Source organism: Corynebacterium sp. (genome assembly GCF_052107835.1).
Lineage (GTDB): Bacteria > Actinomycetota > Actinomycetes > Mycobacteriales > Mycobacteriaceae > Corynebacterium.
The window spans coordinates 1-21,346 of the sequence record NZ_JBQEDF010000009.1 but is presented as its reverse complement, the minus strand read 5'-3'; the positions used below and the strand labels follow the sequence as shown (position 1 = coordinate 21,346).

24 protein-coding genes are annotated in these 21,346 nt (G+C 66.9%); 9 read left to right on the top strand and 15 right to left on the bottom strand.

The genetic code is table 11. The features are described from left to right. Positions 1–269: 269 nt before the first annotated feature. Entirely contained in the window at positions 270–1,148 is an 879-nt protein-coding gene (locus ACTIL2_RS03755) for a GDSL-type esterase/lipase family protein (RefSeq protein ID WP_442336117.1), read from the top strand. Positions 1,149–1,263: 115 nt separating this feature from the next. On the opposite strand, the gene ACTIL2_RS03750 is transcribed toward ACTIL2_RS03755, so the two are convergent. Both ACTIL2_RS03750 and ACTIL2_RS03745 read right to left on the bottom strand, forming a co-directional pair. After that, entirely contained in the window at positions 1,264–1,563 is a 300-nt protein-coding gene (locus tag ACTIL2_RS03750) for a hypothetical protein (RefSeq protein WP_442336116.1), read from the bottom strand. 63 nt (positions 1,564–1,626) lie between these two features. Then, entirely contained in the window at positions 1,627–2,073 is a 447-nt protein-coding gene (locus ACTIL2_RS03745) for an SdpI family protein (RefSeq protein WP_442336115.1), read from the bottom strand. A 78-nt stretch (positions 2,074–2,151) separates the two neighbouring features. On the opposite strand from ACTIL2_RS03745, the gene ACTIL2_RS03740 reads away from it, so the two are divergent. Then, positions 2,152–3,507 carry an LCP family protein gene (locus tag ACTIL2_RS03740; protein WP_442336114.1) on the top strand — a complete coding sequence of 452 codons (1,356 nt, stop codon included), beginning with the start codon at positions 2,152–2,154 and terminating at the stop codon, positions 3,505–3,507. Positions 3,508–3,747: 240 nt separating this feature from the next. Here the strand turns inward: ACTIL2_RS03740 and arr are convergent, their stop codons facing one another. From arr to ACTIL2_RS03720, 4 genes are all read right to left on the bottom strand, one after another. Then, positions 3,748–4,158: an NAD(+)--rifampin ADP-ribosyltransferase gene (arr, locus tag ACTIL2_RS03735; protein WP_442336113.1), complete on the bottom strand. Its 411-nt coding sequence runs from the start codon at positions 4,156–4,158 to the stop codon at positions 3,748–3,750. Positions 4,159–4,242: 84 nt separating this feature from the next. After that, positions 4,243–4,740 carry a thiol peroxidase gene (gene tpx, locus ACTIL2_RS03730; RefSeq protein ID WP_442336112.1) on the bottom strand — a complete coding sequence of 166 codons (498 nt, stop codon included), beginning with the start codon at positions 4,738–4,740 and terminating at the stop codon, positions 4,243–4,245. Positions 4,741–4,761: 21 nt separating this feature from the next. Next, a complete protein-coding gene (locus tag ACTIL2_RS03725) occupies positions 4,762–5,718 on the bottom strand; it encodes a DUF5926 family protein (protein ID WP_442336111.1) in 957 nt (318 codons plus the stop codon). A gap of 73 nt (positions 5,719–5,791) precedes the next feature. Continuing rightward, on the bottom strand, positions 5,792–6,556 hold the full coding sequence (locus ACTIL2_RS03720) for a glycerophosphodiester phosphodiesterase (RefSeq protein ID WP_442336110.1): 765 nt from the start codon (positions 6,554–6,556) through the stop codon (positions 5,792–5,794). Between the two features lie 96 nt (positions 6,557–6,652). Here ACTIL2_RS03720 and ACTIL2_RS03715 point away from each other — a divergent pair, with 96 nt between their 5' ends. Continuing rightward, on the top strand, positions 6,653–7,546 hold the full coding sequence (locus ACTIL2_RS03715; RefSeq protein ID WP_442336109.1) for a patatin-like phospholipase family protein: 894 nt from the start codon (positions 6,653–6,655) through the stop codon (positions 7,544–7,546). Here the strand turns inward: ACTIL2_RS03715 and ACTIL2_RS03710 are convergent, their stop codons facing one another. Continuing rightward, complete coding sequence (locus ACTIL2_RS03710; protein ID WP_442336108.1) at positions 7,547–8,509, bottom strand: L-lactate dehydrogenase; 963 nt, start codon at positions 8,507–8,509, stop codon at positions 7,547–7,549. Positions 8,510–8,744: 235 nt separating this feature from the next. On the opposite strand from ACTIL2_RS03710, the gene ACTIL2_RS03705 reads away from it, so the two are divergent. Both ACTIL2_RS03705 and ybaK read left to right on the top strand, forming a co-directional pair. Continuing rightward, positions 8,745–9,347 (top strand): superoxide dismutase, encoded by a 603-nt coding sequence (locus tag ACTIL2_RS03705; protein ID WP_442336107.1) that lies wholly within the window; start codon positions 8,745–8,747, stop codon positions 9,345–9,347. Between the two features lie 193 nt (positions 9,348–9,540). Beyond that, positions 9,541–10,053, top strand: coding sequence for a Cys-tRNA(Pro) deacylase (gene ybaK, locus ACTIL2_RS03700; protein ID WP_442336106.1), 513 nt, complete (start codon positions 9,541–9,543; stop codon positions 10,051–10,053). A gap of 6 nt (positions 10,054–10,059) precedes the next feature. Here the strand turns inward: ybaK and msrA are convergent, their stop codons facing one another. Both msrA and ACTIL2_RS03690 read right to left on the bottom strand, forming a co-directional pair. After that, positions 10,060–10,749, bottom strand: a complete 690-nt coding sequence (gene msrA, locus ACTIL2_RS03695; RefSeq protein ID WP_442336105.1) for a peptide-methionine (S)-S-oxide reductase MsrA — start codon at positions 10,747–10,749, stop codon at positions 10,060–10,062. Continuing rightward, positions 10,746–12,425: a ribonuclease H-like domain-containing protein gene (locus ACTIL2_RS03690; RefSeq protein WP_442336104.1), complete on the bottom strand. Its 1,680-nt coding sequence runs from the start codon at positions 12,423–12,425 to the stop codon at positions 10,746–10,748. The genes msrA and ACTIL2_RS03690 overlap by 4 nt, the downstream gene beginning before the upstream one ends. A gap of 89 nt (positions 12,426–12,514) precedes the next feature. Between ACTIL2_RS03690 and ACTIL2_RS03685 the strand changes: the two genes are divergently transcribed. After that, positions 12,515–13,132, top strand: a complete 618-nt coding sequence (locus tag ACTIL2_RS03685) for a DUF6474 family protein (protein ID WP_442336103.1) — start codon at positions 12,515–12,517, stop codon at positions 13,130–13,132. A gap of 82 nt (positions 13,133–13,214) precedes the next feature. After that, positions 13,215–13,577 (top strand): histone-like nucleoid-structuring protein Lsr2, encoded by a 363-nt coding sequence (locus tag ACTIL2_RS03680; protein ID WP_442336102.1) that lies wholly within the window; start codon positions 13,215–13,217, stop codon positions 13,575–13,577. A 12-nt stretch (positions 13,578–13,589) separates the two neighbouring features. Here ACTIL2_RS03680 and ACTIL2_RS03675 read toward each other — a convergent pair whose 3' ends face one another. After that, positions 13,590–14,237 (bottom strand): LuxR C-terminal-related transcriptional regulator, encoded by a 648-nt coding sequence (locus ACTIL2_RS03675; protein WP_442336101.1) that lies wholly within the window; start codon positions 14,235–14,237, stop codon positions 13,590–13,592. Beyond that, the gene (locus ACTIL2_RS03670) at positions 14,234–15,457 is read right to left on the bottom strand and encodes a sensor histidine kinase (protein WP_442336100.1); all 1,224 of its coding nucleotides are present in this window, start codon (positions 15,455–15,457) and stop codon (positions 14,234–14,236) included. Before ACTIL2_RS03670 ends, ACTIL2_RS03675 begins: the two co-directional genes overlap by 4 nt. 22 nt (positions 15,458–15,479) lie before the next feature. Here ACTIL2_RS03670 and yidC point away from each other — a divergent pair, with 22 nt between their 5' ends. Further along, positions 15,480–16,844, top strand: a complete 1,365-nt coding sequence (yidC, locus tag ACTIL2_RS03665) for a membrane protein insertase YidC (RefSeq protein ID WP_442336099.1) — start codon at positions 15,480–15,482, stop codon at positions 16,842–16,844. 90 nt (positions 16,845–16,934) lie between these two features. Here the strand turns inward: yidC and ACTIL2_RS03660 are convergent, their stop codons facing one another. The 3 genes from ACTIL2_RS03660 to ACTIL2_RS03650 all read right to left on the bottom strand — a co-directional run bounded on the left by ACTIL2_RS03660 (position 16,935) and on the right by ACTIL2_RS03650 (position 18,925). Next, positions 16,935–17,579: a TetR/AcrR family transcriptional regulator gene (locus ACTIL2_RS03660; RefSeq protein ID WP_442336165.1), complete on the bottom strand. Its 645-nt coding sequence runs from the start codon at positions 17,577–17,579 to the stop codon at positions 16,935–16,937. 150 nt (positions 17,580–17,729) lie between these two features. After that, positions 17,730–18,638: a universal stress protein gene (locus ACTIL2_RS03655; RefSeq protein ID WP_442336098.1), complete on the bottom strand. Its 909-nt coding sequence runs from the start codon at positions 18,636–18,638 to the stop codon at positions 17,730–17,732. A 158-nt stretch (positions 18,639–18,796) separates the two neighbouring features. Next, entirely contained in the window at positions 18,797–18,925 is a 129-nt protein-coding gene (locus ACTIL2_RS03650; RefSeq protein ID WP_442336097.1) for a hypothetical protein, read from the bottom strand. Positions 18,926–18,988: 63 nt separating this feature from the next. Here ACTIL2_RS03650 and ACTIL2_RS03645 point away from each other — a divergent pair, with 63 nt between their 5' ends. Continuing rightward, a complete protein-coding gene (locus ACTIL2_RS03645) occupies positions 18,989–19,999 on the top strand; it encodes a pseudouridine synthase (RefSeq protein WP_442336096.1) in 1,011 nt (336 codons plus the stop codon). 45 nt (positions 20,000–20,044) lie between these two features. On the opposite strand, the gene ACTIL2_RS03640 is transcribed toward ACTIL2_RS03645, so the two are convergent. Further along, entirely contained in the window at positions 20,045–21,082 is a 1,038-nt protein-coding gene (locus ACTIL2_RS03640) for an esterase/lipase family protein (RefSeq protein ID WP_442336095.1), read from the bottom strand. Positions 21,083–21,346: the final 264 nt, after the last annotated feature.

Genomic DNA, 21,346 nt, shown 5'->3' with positions numbered 1-21,346 from the left:
TGAAACGTTACCGAACCGGGGAATCCCGTGTTCGAGCACCCGCGACCCGAGCTTTCAACAGCGCCGACGCGCATCCCGGGCACCAGTGGCACCATAGGTAACTCCAGTCACTTTAGCCACAAGGGTTACATTCTGCCGGATTGTCGGTTAAAGTCACGTTACTGTAACGTCGTTCCCCTGGAGAACGGTTTAGACGACTGGACTGAACACAGGCCTGTCGGGGAGACGCAGGGTCTCGACACACGTTTCACGAGAGGACCACCGAAGCAATGAGTTCACGACACAGCGCATCCCCCAGCGCCCGGACGCGCACAGGACGGAAGATCGCCGGACTGGCCGCGGCGGCCGTCGCCACCGTCGCCGCACTGTCCGGCACCCTGCTGTCCGCACCGGAGAGCCAGGCAGCTCCCGGCAACACCGTGGTCCTCGGCGACTCGGTGGTGGCGAACCCGGACCTCTACAACTTCCTCGCCGGCAAGGGTCTCCCTCTCCCCGACCCCATCCTGAGCGGCTCCGGCTGCGGCACGGACAACCGGTTCGCCAACGCCTACCGCAGCGCCAAGGGCGGCGCGGTCGACAACTTCAGCTGCGCCGGATCATCCTACCGCACCGGTGGCATGCGCATCTCCACCCAGGCCGACAAGGCCCGGACCGCCGGCAAACTGAACGGCAGCACCGGCGAGGTCGTCATCTGGGCGGGCACCAACGACACCTACCCCTACGTGCTCAACGACAAGCTTCCGGTGCCGAAGATCGAGAGCAACCTGCGCGGCTCCGTCGAGCGGACCGTCGCCCACGTCAAGCGCCTCGCGCCGAACGCCAACGTCAAGGTGCTCGGCATGCCGCACATCTCCAACGGTGCCGGCCAGGTCTGCCCGGTCAACCTCGTCCCCGGTGTCCAGGTGCCGAGCGCCCTCATCCAGGTCGGCGACCTGGAGTGGGCACTGGAGCGTGGCCTGCGTGACGGCGCCAACAAGGCCGGCGGGCAGTTCGTGAGCCTGAAGCCGGTCAGCCGCGGCCACGAAATGTGCTCCAACGACAGGTGGGTCACCGGCATCATCGACACCACCTCGCAGCGCCGCAACCTGCCGCTGCACATGACCGACGTGGGACTGCGCGCCGTCGGACGGGAAGCCGCGAACGCCTAGCGGTCCACGGCATCCGGCAGCGTCCGACGATGCCCCGCACGCGGAAGAAACCCCGGACGGTGGAATCAGGATTCCACCGTCCGGGGTTTCCCGTGTGCGGGAGGGCGGCGCCCCGTCAGAAGGCGCAGGCACCCCGGTCCGCTTCGGGATGGATCAGCGGGCACACGAAAGTGAGGTAGGGGAGCGCGACAGCAGCGTACGATCCGACGATCGTGCTGCCGATCGCCTGCTGCGCGTACGGGTGGAGCGATTCATAGGAGCCCTGGACGCTCGGCGGAAGACCCTGCGCGGACGCCGACGGGGCGACCGACAGTGCGGTACCGGCGGCCAGGAGCGTGGCCGCCGCTGCGGTGGTCACACGGCGAAGAAGACTGCGGTTCGTGCGCTGGGCGGAGTGGGTGGCGTACGAAGGCATGGGGATTCCTTTCCGATGGGATGAGTGCCTCTTGTATTTCCCATCGAAACAGAGTGCAGCGTGTTAACGCCGCTTCTTCTGCGAGCCCTTCTCCTTCCCTTTCCTCCTGGTCTTCGTCGCAGTCTTCTTCTCCGCATCCTCAGCGGCAGCTGCCTCCCGCGCTGCGGCGTTCGCCGCCTGCACCACGGGAATCATCCCCAGGATCACCACGCCGAACGGGACGATCCCCACCGCGGTGACCCACCCCGCCTCCACGGTGATGCCAAGCAGGATGATCACCAGAGCCACCACGGAGGTCAGCAGCGAGATTTTCCTCGTCAACGGCACAGCGGCCCCGTGCCCTGCAGCCCATGCCGCGTCGCTCAGCTTCGTCGCCTTCGTCCGGATACCCACGGCACCCGACCTCGGCAGGTCGCCACGCGCCCCCGCCTTCGAGACCGACGACATCACAATGGCAATCACGACCGCCATCACCGCGGGAAACGCCACCGCCATCAACTGCTCACCCATGAATCCCACTCTACGTGGCCGCCGAACTCATCCCGCAGGATGACCCGTGCCGTGAACCCCGGCCGCTAAGCTGTGCTCATGCCCCAGTACCCCGACGACGACAACATCGCCCGTGACAAGTACGGCCGCCCCGTCCTCGACCGCTACGGTCGCCCGGTGCAGCGCCGGTCGTCAGCACCGATTCCGCCTCCCGCGGACTCCACACGCGTCCTGGGGGACGGCGCGCAGGGGCAGGACGCGCCCCTTGGCCGGCACCGCCGTGCCGGGGAAGCCAACGGGCAATCCGGGTCCGGCCAGCCGGAACCGCCCCGGTACCGGCGCCAGCCCGAGCAGCCGCCCCGGGCCGTCCCCTACGAGCAGCAGCCGCACCAGATGCAGCCCCGGCAGTACCAGGACCGGCCCGGCCCAGGGCAGGGGCAGAGTCAGGGTCAGTACCCGCCCCAGCAGCCTCCGCAACAACCGCAGCAGCGTCCCAGTCGCCCCGACCGACCGCCGAAGCAGCGCAGACCCCGCCGACGCCGCCGGTTCCGGCCGCTGCGGTTCGTCGGCGTCCTGCTGCTGGTCATCATCCTGGTCGCCGGTGGCATGGCCTGGTGGGTGGACTCCAGCATCAACCGCGTTGACGCACTCTCCGGCTACGAGGGCCAGGTCAGCGGAACCTCCGGCTCGAACTGGCTGCTCGTCGGCTCGGATTCGCGCGAGGGGATGAGCGAGGAGGACGGTGAGCGCTACGCGGCCGGCGACCTCTCCGACGAAGGCAGCCGCACGGACACGATCATCGTGGTGCATGTGCCGTCGTTCGGCGGGAAACCGACCATGGTGTCCATCCCCCGCGACTCCTACGTCGAGGTCCCCGGCTACGGCATGGACAAGATCAACTCGGCGTTCTCCTACGGCGGCCCGCAACTACTGCAGCAGACCGTGGAACAGGCCACCGGCCTGCGCATGGACCACTACATGGAGATCGGCTTCGGCGGCTTCGGCAGTATCGTCGACGCCGTCGGCGGCGTGGAACTCTGCCCGGCCGAACCGATCGAGGACCCCATGGCCGGCCTCAGCCTCGAGGCCGGCTGCCAGGAGATGGACGGACCGACCGCTCTCGGGTACGTCCGCACCCGCTACACCTCGGCCTCGGGCGACCTGGACCGGGTCGAGCGCCAGCGCGAGTTCCTCTCCGCGGTGGTCTCCAAGGTCGGCTCCTTCGGGACACTGGCGAACCCCTTCCGCGCGGTCCCGCTGATGAACGCCTTCACCGACGCCCTGACCGTGGACGAGGGCGACCATGTGTGGCACCTGGCCTGGCTGGCGTTCGGGATGATCCGGGGCGCCGAGCAGGAGACCGTCCCCGTCGGCGGCTTCGCCGACACCGACGTCGGCAACGTGGTGCAGTGGGACGAGAACGCCGCCGAGGAGCTGTTCAGCGACCTGCGGTAGCGTGGTCGCGCAGTGCCACGGTGTTGCGGTGTCACAGTGCTGCAGTCCCACGGTGCTGCGGCGCCGCCCCGGCCCCGTGTCACCGAAGTTTCGCACCGCCGCGGCGGATCAGCCAGCCGCCGCAGCGCCCTGACCTGCGGTTCCCACAGGTTGGGATGGGTACACAGTGCGAAAGTTCGTGCAGTAGAGGCGACGGGCATCGGCGACCAACTCTCACCGCTCAGCCCGTCAGGAGCGGGATTAGTTGATGATCTGGGCGGTGTCGTCGTCGCGGAGCGCGGCGAGGCGTTCCCGCCAGGTTCGGAGGGCTCCGGGGCTGAGTCTGGTCCAGCCGGTGACCTCACGGACGATCCGCAGGGGTGCGGTGCTGCGGTAGGACCGGGTGGGGTTGCCGGGGAACTTCTTGTCGGTCACGTTCGGATCGTTCTCGAACACGCCGGTCGGCTCGACTTCATACACATGCGGTGTTGCGTCGAGCGCCGCGATCTCAGCGGCCAGGCCCGCGCCGTCCGGCAGCGCGGTGAAGTAGATGTGGTTCATGACGACCGTAGGCCGGTAGTTCGACGGGAACCCCGCCGTCAACAGATCACCAGGCTGCAATTTCGCCCGGGTGCCGTGGAAGAACGGTCCCTCATCAAGTACCTCGTTCACCTCTCACATACTACGAACACCCCTCGGCAGGTCAAGTCCGTTTGGGTGGAGTACCTGATCAGTGACTCTCCGAGATCCAGGAGATCAGTCCAGGGCGGCCAGGGCGGCGTCGTAGTCCGGTTCGGTGGTGATCTCCGGGACCAGCTGCGAGTGCAGCACCGTGCCGTCGGCGTCGAGGACCAGAACCGCCCGGCCCAGCAGGCCGGCCAGCGGGGAATCCTCCAGGGTCACGCCGAAGTCCTCACCGAAGGACGAGCGGAACGCCGAGGTCGCCACGACGTTCTCGATGCCCTCCGCGGCGCAGAAGCGTCCCAGGGCGAAGGGAAGGTCCTTGGACACGGACACCACGGTGGCATTGTCCAACCCGGCGGCGCGCTTGTTGAACTCGCGCTCCGAAGCCGCGCACACGCCGGTGTCGACGGAGGGGAAAATGTTCAGAACCACGCGCTTGCCGAGCAGGGAATCGCCGTGGACGTCCTTGAGCTCGGCGGAGACGGTGGTGAAGTTCGGCGCCTTGGTCCCGACTTCGGGAAGGTCGCCGACAGTGTGGGCAGGGTTTCCATCAAATGCGGTATCAGCCATGCCCCCGTTTCTACACGATAACTACCGGATGGTGACCTCACGGGCGATGATCGTCTGCCGGGACTTCTGCTCGTCCGCGGTGAGCTGGCCGTCCGAACCTGCGCCGGTCGAGGCCAGGGCTTCCGCCAGCTTCTTCTCCAGCACCGCCAGCGGCGCGGCGAACTCGGACGGGTCCATCGTGTTGTCCAGGTCGAACACCGGCACCAGGATGCCGTGGGTGCGGAACACCCCGGCGAAGCGGGTGCCCTCGCCGAGGTTCAGGCCGTCGGCGGCGTGCACACGGGCGAGTGCGGGCAGCAGCTGCGCCTCGGTTTCCGGGCGTACCCAGCGGATGTGCGCCTTCTCGCCCGGGTCGATCCACCATGCCGAGCCGGTGACCTCCGCGTCCACCCGCACGCTGGGCAGGACCGAGTCATTGGCCTGCTGCAGGGATGCGGCGACCTGCGGATTGTCCCGCTGCCCCTCGGTCAGCCACCAGTTGAAGTCGTCCTCCACGGTGATCTCCGGGGTCTGCGCCACGTCCAGCAGGTCGGAGAGTGCGGGCTCGGAGCCGTCGGACACGGCAACCTCCAGCGTGCTGCCCGGCTCTGCGGTCCGTGCCCAGTCCAGCGCGAAGGCCAGGTCGCGGTTCGGGTTGTCGCCGCGGTGCTGCGTCTGCAGGGCGACCAGGGCTTCACCACCCTCGTCCTCGGCGCGGACCAGGGCTGCCGCAGCACCCGGCAGGACGGTGCAGATGATCACCGGGCGGTCGAAGTCCGCTGCCCCGGTCTGCGCGGTAACTGCGGTGAAGTACGCGGACGGCACGAACTCCTGCAACGCGATCAGGTCGGTCTCGGCGGCGAAGCCGTCGTAGGGGCGGGGGTCGCGCTCCAGCGCGGCACGCTCCGCGGCGCGCTTCGCGAGCTTCGCCTGACGGCGGCTCATGCCCTCGGGCAGGTCGGCGTCAGCGTTCTTGTTCTTCCTGTTCTTCTTAGCCACGCGCACAGTCTATCGTGTGCAACGGACACGGCGGGGACCACCGTGCCAGGCAGGGCTGTGAGGGGTACGTCCGTCACCGGATGGCGATGGCCCCGCGCGTGACCTCACGCGCCCGGTCCGGGTAGTCCGTGGCGACCCACTCCACCCCGTGGCGGTACGCCCACAGCAGGTCGTCCTCCCGGTTCGCGGTGAACAGGTAGGTGTTGGACGCGTCCCCCACCACCGCCCCCGGCGCGACGCGTGCGCGGTACACGGAGAAGCCCTGGGACGGGGCGACGGCCGCGTGTTCGGCATGGCGCAGCGCCATCCACAACCGGTACTCCTTTCGCAGGTAGATGCGGTGGATGTGCGGGTTGATGTCCCGGAACCGGGCCAGTGACCCGTGGTCGAAGGAGATCAGGTGCACCAGGTCACTGCGGTCCAGGCCCATGCCGTGGAGCTCGCGGTTGAAGGCGGTCTCCAGTTGCCCGGCGCGCTCGCCACGGGATCCCAGCCTCTTGGTCTCCACGAAGAGTTCGGGCCGGTAGTCGGCACTCTGCTGGTCGAGGGTGAAATCCAGGAGCTCGCGGAGGGTGAGGATCTGCTGGGGCCGTTCGGGCGTCCCGAAGTTCAGCTCCTTCAGTTCAGCCAGCGGCTTCCCGGCGACGGCGCCGGAGCCGTCGGAGGTGCGGTCGACCGTGGCGTCGTGGATGATGACGGGCACGCCGTCCGCACTGAGCCGGATGTCACACTCGAAGCCGTCGGCGTGGAGGTCAGCGGCGTGTTCGTAGGCGTCGGGGGTCAGTTCTGGACGGTAGCCGCTGGCGCCGCGGTGCGCGATGATCTTCACGTCCCTCATTCTTGTCCCCCGGACCCCGGGTGTCACCCGTGGGGGAGAAACCTTGGTCAACCTTTCACCCGCTGTTCAACTGGGGTACCTGTATCATCAGGGATCGTGACTGATTCCGAGGCGGCAGTGAAAGACACCGCGCTGGTGTTCGAGGGCGGGGCAATGCGCACCGCCTTCTCCTCGGCGATGGTGCAGGCGCTGCTGGAGGCCGGGATCCGGTTCGACTGGACCTACGGCAACTCCGCCTCGGCCGTGCACGTGGCGACGTACCTGTCGCAGGACGTCCGCCTCGCCCGCGAGTACTTCACGGTCTTCCCCGGCGACCCGTTGTTCGGCGGGATCCGGCCGTTCCTGCGGGGGGACGGCTTCTTCAACGCGCGTTACATCTTCGGACCGGACGCCATGGTCGAGGACCGCAGCATGGTGCCGAACTGGGATGCGATCAGCGCGAACCCCGGGAACTTCCGCATCTCCGGGTTCAACGGCCGCACCGGTGAGACGGTGCACTGGTCACGCGATGACATGCATGGCCTGGACGATTTCCTGCGCCACGCCCGCGCCTCAGCGTCACTGCCGATCATCATGCCGCCCACGAAGATCGGGACGGAGATCTTCTTCGACGGGGCCTTCGGCCCGACCGGCGGCATCCCGGTGGACTCCGCCATCGAGATGGAGGGGTTCGACCGTTTCCTGGTGGTCATGACACGCACGCGGTCCTACCGCAAGAGCCAGACCCGGTTCACCTGGTTCGTGAAGAAGGCGTTCCCGCAGTACCCGGCGCTGGCGAAGTCGATGCTGGACCGGCACGCCCGCTACAACCGCACGCGCGACTGGGTGTACGAGCAGGAACGGCTGGGCAAAGCCTATATTTTCGCCCCGCACCGGATGCCGCTCGGCAACGGGACGCGCAAACTCAACGAACTCGCCGAGACCTACGAGGCAGGTCTGGCGCAGGCACGCGAGGAAATGCCGTTGATCAGGCGTTTCCTGGGCGCGTAGTTACTCCAGAACCCCGGCGTCCTGCATCACCTGCTGCAGGGTGTCCGCCGAGTGGGCGAACTGGCCCTGTTCGGTGTCGTCGAGATCCAGTTCAATGACCTCGCGGATGCCGTTCCTGTTGATGACCGCAGGTGTCCCGATGTACAGGGCGGGGGCGTCGCCGCGGCCGTATATCCCCTCGACCAGGGCTGACACCGGCAGGACCACGTCCTCGTTCTGCAGGACGGCCCGGGTGATGCGGGCGAGACCGACGCCGATCCCGAAGCTCGTGGAGCCCTTCGCGTTGATGATCTCGTAGGCCGCGTCCCGGGTACGGCGGAAGATGTCCCCGACCTCCTCCTCGCCCTGCGGCAGCTTCGCAAGGCGCACCGGCAGGGGCACTCCGGCCACCGACCCCGCTGACAGGACGGGCAGTTCGGTGTCACCGTGCTCGCCGATGACGTAGGAGTGCACCGACGTCGGCGACACCTGGAAGTACTCACCGAGTGCGGAGCGCAGCCGGGCGGTGTCCAGGACCGTCCCGGAGCCGATGACCTGGCTGGAGGGCACGCCGGCGAACTGCCAGGTGGCGTAGCTGAGGATGTCGACCGGGTTGGTCGCCACGAGGTAGATCCCGTCGAAGCCGGAACCCTTCACCTTCCCGACGATGTCGCGGAAGATCGCCACGTTCTTGTCGACGAGGTCGATGCGGGTCTCCCCCGGTTTCTGCGCGGCCCCGGCGCAGATGCAGACCAGTGTCGCCCCGGCGCAGTCCGCGTACCCGCCCTGGGTCACGCGTGTGTTGTGCCCGGCCCACGGAACGGCGTGTTTCAGGTCCTGGACGTGGCCCCAGGTCTTCCGTTCGTCAACGTCGATGATGACCAGGTCATCGCACAACCCCTGGTTCACCAGGGCGTAGGCGTAGGCCACGCCGACGTCCCCCGCTCCGATCAGGACAATCCGTGTCGTTTTCAGGGACTTCATGATGTCTACCTCCGGAAATTCTCGGGTTTGCTGATGGGCCGACCGACGGGGTGAATCAATTCCCACGGTACGCAGATGACGGAGAACCTGCTGGTCGTCGGCCCTTTCCAGGGGTAGCAGATTTGTTCTTATGATTGAACTCTTTTCTTAGCGATGCTGATCATTGCGAGGGTGGTGGAAACTGACCACACTGGGGGACGGAACAAACGATTACGACAGAAAGGACAATCAGGACATGGCCGTCTACGAGCTCCCTGACCTCCCCTACGATTACGACGCGCTTGAGCCGCACATCTCCGCGGAGATCATGCAGCTGCACCACGACAAGCACCACGCCACCTACGTCGCTGGCGCGAACACCGCCCTCGAGGCGCTTGAGAAGGCACGCGAGGAGGGAACCAACCCGGACCAGATCCGCGCCCTGTCGAAGAACCTGGCCTTCAACCTGGGTGGCCACACCAACCACTCCATCTTCTGGAAGAACCTCTCCCCGAACGGTGGCGGCGAGCCGACCGGCGAGCTGGCCGAGGCCATCAACAAGGACTTCGGTTCCTTCGAGAAGTTCAAGGACCAGTTCTCCTCCGCAGCACTGGGCCTCTACGGCTCCGGCTGGGCCGTGCTGGGCTACGACACGATCAGCGGCAAGCTCGTTGTCGAGCAGCTGACCGACCAGCAGGGCAACACCTCGATCAACCTGAAGCCGCTGCTGCTGCTCGATATGTGGGAGCACGCCTTCTACCTGCAGTACAAGAACGTCAAGCCGGACTACGTCAAGGCCGTCTGGAACGTCTTCAACTGGGACGACGTCGCCGAGCGCTTCGCCGCCGCGAAGGCCTAGGCTCACGGCTCACGTAGCTGGTCCACAGGTTTGACCTGCGGACCATCCCAGCAGCCCCAGCGTCCAGGGGTGTCACCACTTTTTCGGTGGGATACACTCTCTGCGACCTGGGGTTCTGCTGTGTCTGACGGCAGGAGAGCGGTAGTAGGTCCGGTGGCGCGTCACCCCCGGTGGCACGGGTAAACTAGGCGCGGTGGGAAAGAAGCAGAAGCACGGCGCAACACCGGCCACCCTCGCCCTGGAGAGGGCCGGGGTGGACTTCAGCGTCCGCACCTTCGAGCACACCAGCGGCGTCACCGACTTCGGATCGGAGGCGGCCGACGCCCTGGGGGAGGAGGGGTTCACCGCCGACCGGATCTGCAAGACGCTCCTGGTCAGCCTCGACGGCGGCGGGCGGGACGGACAGTTGGGTGTCACCATTGTCCCGGTGACGATGACACTCGACCTCAAAGCCGTGGCCGGTGCCTTCGGCGCGAAGAAGGCAACGATGGCGGACCCACGGGCCGCCGAACGGTCCACCGGCTACGTCGTCGGGGGGATCAGCCCCTTCGGGCAGAAGAAACGCCTGGCCACCGTACTGGAGGAATCAGCCACGGAGCACACGACGATACTCGTCTCCGGGGGGCGCCGCGGTCTCGACATCGAGATCTCCCCCTCCGACCTGGTGCGCGTCCTGGATGCCACGGCCGCCCCCATCGACCGCTGACACGAACTACCCGCAGGTCACGCCCGTAGCGTGGACGGGGCAGTACCCGTTGGGGTTCTTGTCCAGGTACTGCTGGTGCTCATCCTCGGCGAGGTAATACGCCCCGGCCGGCGTCGCGGCCAGCGGCGTGATCTCCGTGGTGATCTCCCCGTACCCAGCCTCGGCCAGTTTCTCGCCGTACGCCACGACCTCCTCCGCGGCGACCTTCTCCTGCTTCTCGGTGACCGGGTAGATCACCGACCTGTACTGTGACCCGACGTCGTTGCCCTGCCGGTCGCCCTGGGTCGGGTCGTGGTTCTCCAGGGCGGTGCGGATGATGGATCGCACGTCCACCACCGACGGATCGTAGATCACGTCGACAACCTCGGAATGGCCGGTGCGTCCGGTGCACACCTCCCGGTAGGTGGGGTTCCGTGTGTAGCCGCCGGCGTAGCCGACGGAGGTGGACTCCACCCCGTCGAGCTGCCAGAGGAGCTTCTCCGCACCCCAGAAACAGCCGAGTCCGAGCACGATGTGCTCCTGGCCGTCCTTCCACGGTCCGGCGATCGGTGTGCCGAGGACGGTGTGCGGTTTCGGCTCGGGCAGGACGGGATGGCGTCCGCCGGACAGTGCCGTCTCGGCGGTCGGACGTTCCGCCTGGTAGGCGGAACCGGAGTTGGCGGCGTTCATTGCGAGGATACGGTCGAGGAAGCTCATACTTTCTCCAACGGTTGGGACAGCGACGGGATTCCCGGGGCGCCGAGCCGCAGCCACCGTCGGACGGCGGCGGTGGCGTAGCAGTCGTCGGCGTTGTAACGCTCCAGGGTACGCTGCGCCACCGATGACCCGGTGGAACTGCCCACAGCGACCTCGAACAGGTCCACCGCGGCGCGGCCGTCGACCTCCTGCTGGCTGAAGGTGAACCCGGCCAACGGCGCCACCGCCTTGAGTCCCAGCGACGAGTTCGCCACAACCGCGGCCCTGACCAGGGCGAAGACGTCAACCCATTCCTCTGACGCCAGGAATGCGTTGACCTCGTCCAGGGTCGGCATCACCACGGACCCGCCGGCGGTGGCGTAGACCGTCCCGCCGAATCGTCCCGCGTAGTGCCGTAACCAGTGGTTCTCGCCCTGCTTCGAGTAGCAGTAGGCACGGAAGGGGCGGCCGTCGGCGAGTGCGGCGGACCGGCGTGCCATCAGCCACGTCCAGAAGGCGGCGACGTGGCGTCCCCCGTCGGGTGCGATCCCGAAGTCGGTAAAGGAGCGGTACACCGCACCGTCGAAGGTGCCCCACAGGAATGTGCCCCGGCTGGGGTGGGCCTCCATGTCGACGTCGATCTCGACGGCGCCGGCGAGCTCGGCGGTCATCGGCGGACCGTCGTCCCCCGGCGAGGGCATCCGGAACCCGTGCCCGCACCACAGGTCACGGCGGGTGATCCATCGCCGCAACGGCCTACGCAGGTAGCCGATGCCGGCCATCCATGCCGTGGCCAGGGCGGACACCTCGCCGGCCTCCGCCTCGGCCAGCTGCCCCAGGGTCCCGATGCCGCGCTCGCGCCATTCGGTGGCCTTGTCACCGGGGAGCATCAGGGACAGGTCGCCGCTGCGGAGCAGGCGGGCACGGCAGTGGTTGTGGAACTCGCACCCGGAGCACTCCTTGACCCGTACCGGCTCGTCCGGCACCGGAGCCTCGAGGGCCCGCTTCAGGCCGGGAACCACCCGCTCGGCCGGAATCACCAGGCAGGCCTGGAACGGTCGGGGTCCCGCGCCGATGAACCCCACGGCGCCGGACGCCATGCCGAGCACCCCGAGCAGGGTGTGGGCGACGGCCACGCGCTGGGAGTCGACCGGGGTACTGCGGTGTTTCAGGGTGACGGGCAGCGGCGTCGCCAAGCCCAGGGCGGCGACGTCCACCAGCCGGACACCGGAGCGTTTCGTGCCCGGTGATGCCACGGTGTGTGCGGTGACGGCGACGGGCATGTACGTCATGTCCGTGGTGGGGCCCGCCCCACTGTCGGTGCGGACCAGCAGGTCGATGTCGCAGGCCAGCGGACCATCGGCGAGGCGGGCGCCGGTGATCAACCGCGCGCCGGACGCCAACGCCTCCAGCGTCTGCTCCTCCTGCGTACCGTCCGCCGCGACGTCCACGCGGGTGGGGACCAGACGCTCGCCGATCCGGGGCACCGTCGGCAGGGCATCCCATACTGCCTGACGCCGCAGCCGGGCCCGGTGCCGGCTGCCGAGGCGTCCCGCGACGGCGGCGGCGGAGAGCTCCGGGTGGACACGCCCGGACTCCGCGGCACGGTTGAGGACGCGCCGGTGCCGGCAACCGGTCAGGTCCGCCGGCGTCACCGGTGCCGCCGGTGCCGCCGATAAGCTGGAGTCATTCGTCACAATGCCCCCATACTATTGACTAGAGTAGTGGCGGAGAAAACTGCACGAGCCACGAACCACAAGCAATCAGTTACGGGAGTCCAAGCACCATGGGAGTTTTCAGTTCGGCGCGTCGGCGCCGCCACGAGAAGAAGGCGACCTACAAGGCCGCCAAGGTCCAGGCCAAGACCGAGGCCCGTGAGTACGCGAAGCTCGACGCCAAAAAGGAGCAGTACCTGCAGAAGATGGCCCGCAAGGTCCGCAAGCAGGACGCCAAGCAGCTCAAGTCGCAGCACAAGCACGACGAGAAGATGGCGACGGCCACCGTCGAGAAGATCAAGGCCGGCCGTTTCAATGCCTCCAATGTGCTGCGGTACACCGGTGCACTGCGGCTGCTGCTCCCGGTGGTAATTCCATTGGCCTACCGTGGACTCACCCAGTTCTCCCAGGGGAAGGGGGCGCTTTCCGGACTGAAGGGTTCCGGGGCGAATGCATCTTTCGTCGGAGTCGGCGCGCCGCAACGTGCACGGATTGCCGATCTTCGGTCCCGAATTGAACGGGGTGATGTTCCTTCCGGTTTCACGAAGGACGCGACCGAACGTCTGGATGAACTCGAGAATTCCCTCGACAATGCCTCCGGGATGTCCGATTCCCAGGTGAGCAATCTCACGTCCAGTGTTTCCACGGAACTTGACCTGTTTGACCGGCAGCTCGCTGAAAAGGTCTAAAGAGGTTTGAAATAGCGTGACAATTACCCCGGCAATCGGTTACACTTTCGGGCAACAACAGCAATCAACCGTGAGGAATCCCATGGCCCGCAAGGAAGTAACCCAGTTTTTCGATGATCTTGACGGAACCGCACTGACGTCGGACGACGTGGTTGTGACCGAGTTCTCCTACAAGGGAACCGAGTACGTCCTGGATCTCTCGGACGCCAACGCCCAGAAGTTCGCCGAGGTGCTGGAGCCCTACATCGCCGTCAGCACCAAGGTGGGCAAGGCCGGCGGACGTCCCCGTGGCCGTGCCGCGGCCAGCGGCCCGAAGTCGGACCCGAACCGTAACCGCCGTATCCGCGAATGGGCACGCAGCCAGGGCCGTGAGGTCTCCACCCGTGGCCAGATCTCCCACGACGTCATCGAGGCGTACGAGGCGGCGAACCCGGCGGACCGCTGATCCCCGCCTGATCTACAGCATCCCGGACTCCCGCGCTGCGGCGACCGCCGAGGTCCTCGAACGGACCCCGAGCTTGTCGTAGATATGGACGAGATGCGACTTCACGGTTGCCTCGGAGAGGAACAGTTCCACTCCGATGGCCCGGTTCGATTTTCCCTCCGCGACGGCCTGGAGAACCTGGAGTTCCCGGGCCGACAACGTTGTCGCAGGTTCCCGGTCACGGTGTCGCAGGCGATTAGCCACCGAACCCGACATCGCCGTGGTTCCCTTCGCCGCCGAACGGACCGCGGAAATCAATTCCGTCGGCGGCGCATCCTTGAGAAGATATCCCACGGCACCGGCTTCGACAGCCCCAAGAATGTCGACGTCGGTGTCGTAGTTCGTCACGACAAGAACATTCGGCGGATGATCCACTCCCGGAAGTTCACGAATTCTGGCAGTTGCCTGTGCGCCGGTTTCCACCTCGTGCCCGGCGGCCCCCGCGCCGAAACGGAGATCCATGAGAATAACGTCGATTGCATTGCCGGCGGTTACCGCCTTCACCGCGGCATCAGCGGTATCGACTTCCCCGACAATCTCAATGTCCTCCGCGCTTTCCAGGACCGCCCGCAGGCCCATTCGGACAATCTCGTGGTCGTCCGCCAGCAGTACACGGATCATGGCTGGTCTCCTGTCGGTGTGGGTGGATCCGTCTCCGATTCTAATGGCACGCTGACAGCCACTGCCGCGCCGTGCCCCGGGGTGGACTCGAACTCCACGGTGCCCCCGATGTCCGCCGCGCGGCGCTGCATCGTCGACAGCCCGATGTGCCCCTCCCCTGCCCGTTCCTGCAACCGGGCCATCACTCCGTCCACGTCAAAGCCCCGTCCATCGTCCACGATGTCCAGCCGCACCGTCCCCGGCGCGGTCGACAGGGTCAGCCGCGCCCGCGTCGCCCCGGAATGGTGCCGCACGTTCGACACCGCCGACTGGGCGATCCGCAACAGCACCGCCTCCACCACGATCGGCAGGTCGGCGTCCCTGCCGCTGTCCTCGGCGTCCACGCTGACGTCCAGACCGTCCCCGCTCGCCGCGTCCGCGAGCCGGCGCAGTGCGTCCGGCAGTGATCCGGCCTCCAGGTCCGGGGGTTGCAGGGCGGAGATCATCGCCCTGGTCTCGCGGAGGTTCTCGGCCGCCGCGTGGCGTGCGAGCTGCAGCTTGTCGACCGCCGGGGAACCGTCCGGGATGTCCCGCTCCGCCGCATGCAGCAGCATCTGGATGCTCGACAGGCCCTGCGCGACCGTGTCATGGATCTCATGCGCCAGACGCTGCCGCTCGGCGACGACACCTGCCTCCCTCTCCGATTCAGCGAGCAGTCCGCGCGTCCGGATGAGTTCGTCGATCAACCGCCGGCGGTCCTCACTGACCGCGTAGATCCCCTCCACCGCGATGCCGATCGCGATCGCCACCAGCCCCGACAGGACCGGCCCCAGCACCGCCCCCATGCTCGGGCCGGCCACCGCCACGGACAGTCCCGCCGCCACGACCATCACCACTGACGTCGCAATGATGCCCCACCACATCGGCAGCAGATGCAGGTACAGCACGAACAGGGGGATCGCGAGGTACGCGGAGGCGGCCTCCTGCATCGCCAGCAGGACCCACAGGGCCGTCAGCGTGGTCAACCATGCCACCCTCGCCGGCAGCGGAGCCACGATCGGTCGCGCCAGCCCGACCGCAGCCACCAGGGCAAATGGCACGGCGGTGATGACGACCAGGGTCGTCGACCCGCCATCACGTCCGGCCGACGCCCACACCGTCACCGCCAGCAGCAATCCGAGCAGTACCGCGATACCACCCCTGATCAGTGCTGAATCCCGAGCCGCCACGTCCTTGTCCATGGGAACACAGTATCCTCGACACGTGGAGTTCATCGAGTACCCGGTATCCGCAGTGATGAAACTGTGGCATATGGCGCTGACCGCGCTGGGGATGCAGGACGCTCCGGCGTGGACGCTGTCCATCGTGCTGCTGGTCGTCACGATCCGGCTGATCCTGCTGCCGTTCGCCTACCGTGCCTACCGGTCAACCCGGCTGCTGGTGAACCTGCGTCCGGCGATGACCGCGCTGGACGCCGAGTACGCCGACCGGTTCAGCGCGGCGGACCGTAAGGAGCTGCTGCAGAAACGCCGTGACCTCCAGAAATCCCACGGCTACCGCGTGCGGGACGGCTGCATCCCGATCCTCATCCAGTTCCCGTTCTTCATCGGCCTCTACCGGATCCTCCTCCAGGTCGCCCGCCCGGCCAACCTGGAGGCATCGACCTTCCCCGGTGTCGGCGTGCTCAGCGGCGAGGACGTGGCACACTTCCTCGAGGCAGAGATCTTCGGCATCCCGCTCTCTGCGTACGTGGCGATGCCGGACTCGCAGTTCACCCTGCTGGGGACCGACGGGTCGGACGTCCTCCGGTTCGCCCTGCCGTTGTGCATCGCCGCCGCCGTGTTCACCAGCTTGAACATGGCCTACTCGATCTACCGCAACTGGATGACGCTGGACGAGAACAACGGCACGGCCCGCGGGCTGTTCAAGATCATGTTCGTGCTGGCCGCGGTGGCCGTCGCGGTGCCTCTACTGTTCGGTCTGCTCGGGCCCGCCCCCGTGGCGATCCTGTGCTACTGGGTGATGAACAACCTGTGGACGATGGTGCAGAACGTGAGCCTGCACGTGATCCTGGACAGGCAGGTGCCGTACACCGACGAGTTCCGTGACCACCGGCGCGAGGTCGGCGAGGCGCGCAAGGCCCGTCACCGGGAGATCCGCGAGGCGCGGGACGGGCTGAAGCAACGGTCCGGTGACCGTGCCGCCCGGATCCGTGAGCTGGACCGGACGATCAAGCGCTCATCGGTGGATTCCGTGCGCACCGACGCAGCCAGCGAGCGCGAGGCCCTGCTGGACGAGGACGCCCTGGACCACGAGACGGTCGAGGAGTTCACGAACCGGGAGAAACGGGAGCAGGAGGAACGGAAGAGGGCGCGGCGGGAGGCCCAGCGTGCCGACCGTCAGGCCCGCGCTGAGCGTGCTGCGGCCAAGAAGGCGGGGGCGTCGGAGGAGCCCGAGGGGGCGGAGGACGGCGAGGCGTCTCCGGAGGACAACGACCCGTCTTCAGCCGGGAGCACCCAGGTCGCGGATGCCGGGGCGTCCACCGGGTCCCCCGGCGAACCCGCCTCACCGAGAACCATTGACGACGAGACGGCCCCCTACCGCGGACGTCACCGTCTCGGTAACTGACCTCGCGTCAGCTCACTGTGCCCCCGCATCCATCCCGGGTCGCCCGCTCCAGGGCGGTTTCGCCGCCGGAACCGCACTGGGGTGGCGGTCTCAGATCGAGTACATCATTGGTGCGGTGTACAGCAGCTGCTTCGCCAGTTCGCGGGCGGTCTCCAGCGGCGACACCGTCTTGCTCATCTTCGCCCCCGCGATTCCCCCGTCCAGGAACACCATCAGTTGATCGGCCAACGTCCTGGAAGCGTAGCCGAATTTCTCGGTGAGCAGATCCGCCATCGTGTCGCGGCACCACCGGCGGTGTTCCAGTGCGGCCTCACGGATCCGGTACTCACTGTCGGTCTCCGGACGCGGGTACTCGCTCGCCGCGTTCTGGAAGTGGGACCCCCGGAAATTCTCCCTCGGCTGGTCGGCGATGCACATGTCGAAGAACGCGAGGATCCTGTCCTCCGGCTTCGGGCGCTCCTCGCACATCGTCTCCCAGTGGGCACGCCACGAGGTGTCGAGCTCCCTGATGTAGTCGACGACGAGATTGTCCTTCGATCCGAACAGGGAGTAAAGGCTGGCTTTCGCCACGTCAGCATCCCGCAGGATCCGGTCGATGCCGATCACCCGGATTCCTTCGGTGGTGAACAGTTCCGTGGCGCTGGCCAGTAGACGCTGGCGCGGGCCCGGACGGTTACGCCGCCGGGAACCCGACTTCGCCGAGGACTTCCCCTTCGAGGCCGGGGAGCCGGACATGCCACTGCCGTCGGTCGTCGTGGAACCGGAGCCGGCCATGTCTTCCCTCCATGAGTACGGGTGTTTGCTGCGTGCCAAGTTTACACAAGCAATGCACCACCGCCGACGGTGCGTCGGCGGCGGTGCGTCGCGGGGCTGCGCCCCCGCGTCCTACTTCTTGGACGTCGGACGAACGACCATCATCGGGCACGGTGCGTACTGCAGCAGCGCGCGCGAGGTGGAGCCCAGGAGCATGCCGCGGAAACCGCCGCGACCGTGCGAGCCGAGCACCAGAAGCTGGGCGTCGTCGGCGTTCTCCTTCAGGACCTGGATCGGACGGTCGCGCTCGACGACCTCCTCGATCTCAACGTCCGGGTACTTCTCCCTGTACGGGGCGAGCTCGTCGTCCAGGATCTTGCGCTCCTGGGCCGACATGGAGTCCAGCTGACTCTGCACAGCGGCCAGACCAACGAGGCTGGTCTGCACCTGGGCGTCGGCCCAGCTGTGCACCGCACGCAGCGGCGCCTTCCGGGCGTCGGCCTCACGGAACGCGTAGGCCAGGGCTTCACGGGAGATGTCCGAGCCGTCCACACCGACGACAACGGGACCGTACTTGGTCTCCGGGCTGACGTCATTGTCCTTGCGGACGACGACCACCGGTGACGCGGCGTGCGCGACGACGGCGGAGGACACGGAGCCCAGCACCAGACCCGACAGGCCACCGAGGCCGCGGGAGCCCATCACCACGATGTCGGCGTCCTCCGACATCTGCAGCAGCAGGTCAATCGGGGTCGACTCGGCGATGTAGTGGCTGACCGGGATGTCCTCGGAGAAGGCGCGGACTTGGTCGCGGGCGTTGTTGATCTTGTCCATCGCCTCGTTCTCGAGCTCGTCGTAGAGCTCCTGGGGCGGGACCATGCCGTCGGCGTACATGAACTGGGGCATGGTGTACGCGGTGACGAGCTTCAGCGGGGCGTTGCGCTTGACGGCTGCGTTCGCCGCCCATGCGACGGCCGCGGCGCCGGCATCAGACCCGTCGACAGCGACGACGATTTCATTGGTGGCCTTGGTGTCCGACATCACGGACCCCTTTCTGGTTGGGGACTTTTCTCTACCCACCATTATCCCCCCACCGGCGACGTTTCCGCAGAAACCCTCCCATTCAGGGGTAGCCACATCGGGCGCACCCGAATGATAGGGTGGGGTGAGCGGGGGTAGCAGAGTCGGACAGGCCCCACCTACTGAAGCGGGTTCGGGACTCCCGGGGCGTTGCTCGGGTAGAACAGTTCATAGATGAACTGGAAGCCGTCCAGGATGGCCCGGCCGATTCCGGTCTGAAGGAAGTCAGTGACTGCAGAAAGATCCATGGACAGGAGCTTAGCCTGAGGAACCCACCGCTTCCAATAGCTGACGGGCTGAATCCGTCGCGTGTGCGGGTGGAGACCGCCGGCACCGCGCGGACAATTGTCCGGCATCTCATTGACACCCAGCAGCACCACGATCCGACGGACGACGATGCCGCCCTCATCGCGCGTTTCTCCGCAGGTCTGGTGCGTCTCGACGACGGCACGCGTCTGTCGCCGTCGTCGGTGGTGCCGGCAGGCCAGTTCATCTGGTTCTACCGGCGTCCCGCCCCTGAACGCCGGGTCCCCGGCGAGCTGACGGAGATACACCGTGACGACCACCTGCTCGTTGTCGACAAGCCGCCGTTCATGTCGACGCTGCCGCGTGGGCAGCACATCACCGAGACTGCCGTTGTCCGCGCACGGAGGCAGTTCGGGATCGCGGCACTCTCCCCGGCGCACCGCCTGGACCGGCTCACACGGGGCGTCCTGCTCTTCACGGCGGATCCTAAGGTGCGCGGCGCGTACCAGCGCCTCTTCGAGTCTCGGGAGGTCGTCAAGACGTACACGGCGGTCACGCCGTTTCCTGACGGGTGGGCCGACGCGTTCACGTCCGGACACCTCCCTGTCCCGGAGGGCGCACTGTCGTGCGGCAGCGCGGCCACCACGCTCCCGGTACCCTCGCCTGCTGCCCCCTGGTTGTTGCGGCACCGCATGATCAAGCTCCGGGGACGCATGGCGACCTACCTGGAGGATGGCGGGCCGAACAGTGAGACTCGCGTCACCGGGATCCGCCCGGTGACCGCCGATGGGCGGGACGCTGTGGAGTGGAACCTCGAGCCCCACAGTGGCAGGACACACCAGCTCCGGGTGAACATGAGGTTGTTCGGTGTCCCGATCGTCAACGATCCGCTCTACGGGCCGTTGTCCGATGCGGCGTTGTGGGACGTGGACGCTGCCATGCCGTTCGTGCCCGCCGTATCGGACGAGGACTTCTCCCTCCCGATGGCGCTGACAGCCGCGTCCATGCGGTTCGTGGACCCGTTCACCGGCGATGACCGGGATTTCCGCAGCAGGTGGACACGCGACCGCGGATGACCACGGACTGAGCAGGTACCGCAAGCGAGCGGCTGTCTGCTGGATCTACAGGTTAGCGGTGCAGCGCCGGGAATCCTCAGGGACGGTACCCGGCGCCAGCGCGTCCCGGACGATATCGAAGGCGTGCGGTGAATACATCATTGTGCTGTGGTCGGACTGGTCGATGGCGCAGGTGTCCTGCAGTGTGACGTTGTTGACCTCCGAACCCGGCCCTGCCTCGAGGAACGTCGCGTTGTAGGGGGTCGACACCTGGTCGTTGACGGTGCCGATGACGGTGTAGTCGACGCCGGGTACGGTGTCCCCTCCTTCGTTCAGCGCGGTGATGAACGGGGACCCCACGAGCTGCTGCATTCCGGCCTCACCGACGATGTAGTCCAACGCCAAATCGATGTCGGCACCGGTCGCGGAGACGGTGTCGTAGAGTTCCGAAATGCCGTTCATGGTTGTGCCGTGGTTGGTGGCCCCCAGGGTGACGATGTGATTCGTGTTTTCTGCGCCGCCGTTGAATTTCGTGTACTGGCGGGCGACCACACCGGCTTGTGAATGACCGACGAGGTTGACCTGCTCCGCGCCGGTAATGGCGAGGACGCGGTCAACGAACCCACCGATCTCCACAGCGGACTCTGCGATGTCACCTGCGGCGAAGGCGTTGGACGGAAGCGACTGCACGCCGCCCTTCTCCTCAATAGACGCCCCGCCGAAGTTCGTGGAGTAGACGCAGTGCCCGTCCGCCTTGAGTTCGGCGGACAATCCCCCGAATGCATTGAAGGCGCTGCCCCAGGTGCCGTGTATCAGGACCACGGGATTCGGGTGCTGTTCAGTGGGTGCGCAGCTCCAGTCATTGGCGCCCGGCGGATCCCGATGGGGATCCTGCATGCTGATGTTGCCTGCCTGCTCTGGCGTGACAGGGTGCGCAGGACGTGGCGCCTGCTCAACGCCGTGCACCGGATCCACTGTCAATGGGTCGACGACCGCGGTTCCTGCTGCCGCCGGCGACAGGGCCGCGGACGCAAGAAGGGCAGAGAGGCCCAGCGCGAGGACCCTGGTACGCCCCCGACCGGATGTACTTTTGATGTTCGACATAAAAGAAACTTACGTGAACCGATCAGGTTTGGGGTAGTTTCACGGACTCCCGAGGCCCCGGCCCCCGGCGGTGGGGCGGTTGGCATCCCCGAATCCACCCCGGACTGCCACCACACCACCCGAAACGTGACGACTCCCACCCCCACCCCACAGCGCAACACCGCCAGGCGTCCAATCCCCCGGGCACACGCACAACCCCCCGAGGCACGCACACGAAAAAGGTGTGGCCCCGACCACCAACCCCAAAAAAACGGGGCCAGCGGC

Bases quoted from the DNA above. Each gene is read 5' to 3' on its own strand.
- ACTIL2_RS03755 (WP_442336117.1), top strand. From the start codon at position 270: ATGAGTTCACGACACAGCGCATCCCCCAGCGCCCGGACGCGCACAGGA.
- ACTIL2_RS03750 (WP_442336116.1), bottom strand. From the start codon at position 1,563: ATGCCTTCGTACGCCACCCACTCCGCCCAGCGCACGAACCGCAGTCTT.
- ACTIL2_RS03745 (WP_442336115.1), bottom strand. From the start codon at position 2,073: ATGGGTGAGCAGTTGATGGCGGTGGCGTTTCCCGCGGTGATGGCGGTC.
- ACTIL2_RS03740 (WP_442336114.1), top strand. From the start codon at position 2,152: ATGCCCCAGTACCCCGACGACGACAACATCGCCCGTGACAAGTACGGC.
- tpx (WP_442336112.1), bottom strand. From the start codon at position 4,740: ATGGCTGATACCGCATTTGATGGAAACCCTGCCCACACTGTCGGCGAC.
- ACTIL2_RS03720 (WP_442336110.1), bottom strand. From the start codon at position 6,556: ATGAGGGACGTGAAGATCATCGCGCACCGCGGCGCCAGCGGCTACCGT.
- ACTIL2_RS03710 (WP_442336108.1), bottom strand. From the start codon at position 8,509: ATGAAGTCCCTGAAAACGACACGGATTGTCCTGATCGGAGCGGGGGAC.
- ACTIL2_RS03705 (WP_442336107.1), top strand. From the start codon at position 8,745: ATGGCCGTCTACGAGCTCCCTGACCTCCCCTACGATTACGACGCGCTT.
- msrA (WP_442336105.1), bottom strand. From the start codon at position 10,749: ATGAGCTTCCTCGACCGTATCCTCGCAATGAACGCCGCCAACTCCGGT.
- ACTIL2_RS03685 (WP_442336103.1), top strand. From the start codon at position 12,515: ATGGGAGTTTTCAGTTCGGCGCGTCGGCGCCGCCACGAGAAGAAGGCG.
- ACTIL2_RS03680 (WP_442336102.1), top strand. From the start codon at position 13,215: ATGGCCCGCAAGGAAGTAACCCAGTTTTTCGATGATCTTGACGGAACC.
- ACTIL2_RS03675 (WP_442336101.1), bottom strand. From the start codon at position 14,237: ATGATCCGTGTACTGCTGGCGGACGACCACGAGATTGTCCGAATGGGC.
- ACTIL2_RS03670 (WP_442336100.1), bottom strand. From the start codon at position 15,457: ATGGACAAGGACGTGGCGGCTCGGGATTCAGCACTGATCAGGGGTGGT.
- ACTIL2_RS03660 (WP_442336165.1), bottom strand. From the start codon at position 17,579: ATGTCCGGCTCCCCGGCCTCGAAGGGGAAGTCCTCGGCGAAGTCGGGT.
- ACTIL2_RS03655 (WP_442336098.1), bottom strand. From the start codon at position 18,638: ATGTCGGACACCAAGGCCACCAATGAAATCGTCGTCGCTGTCGACGGG.
- ACTIL2_RS03650 (WP_442336097.1), bottom strand. From the start codon at position 18,925: ATGGATCTTTCTGCAGTCACTGACTTCCTTCAGACCGGAATCGGCCGG.
- ACTIL2_RS03640 (WP_442336095.1), bottom strand. From the start codon at position 21,082: ATGTCGAACATCAAAAGTACATCCGGTCGGGGGCGTACCAGGGTCCTC.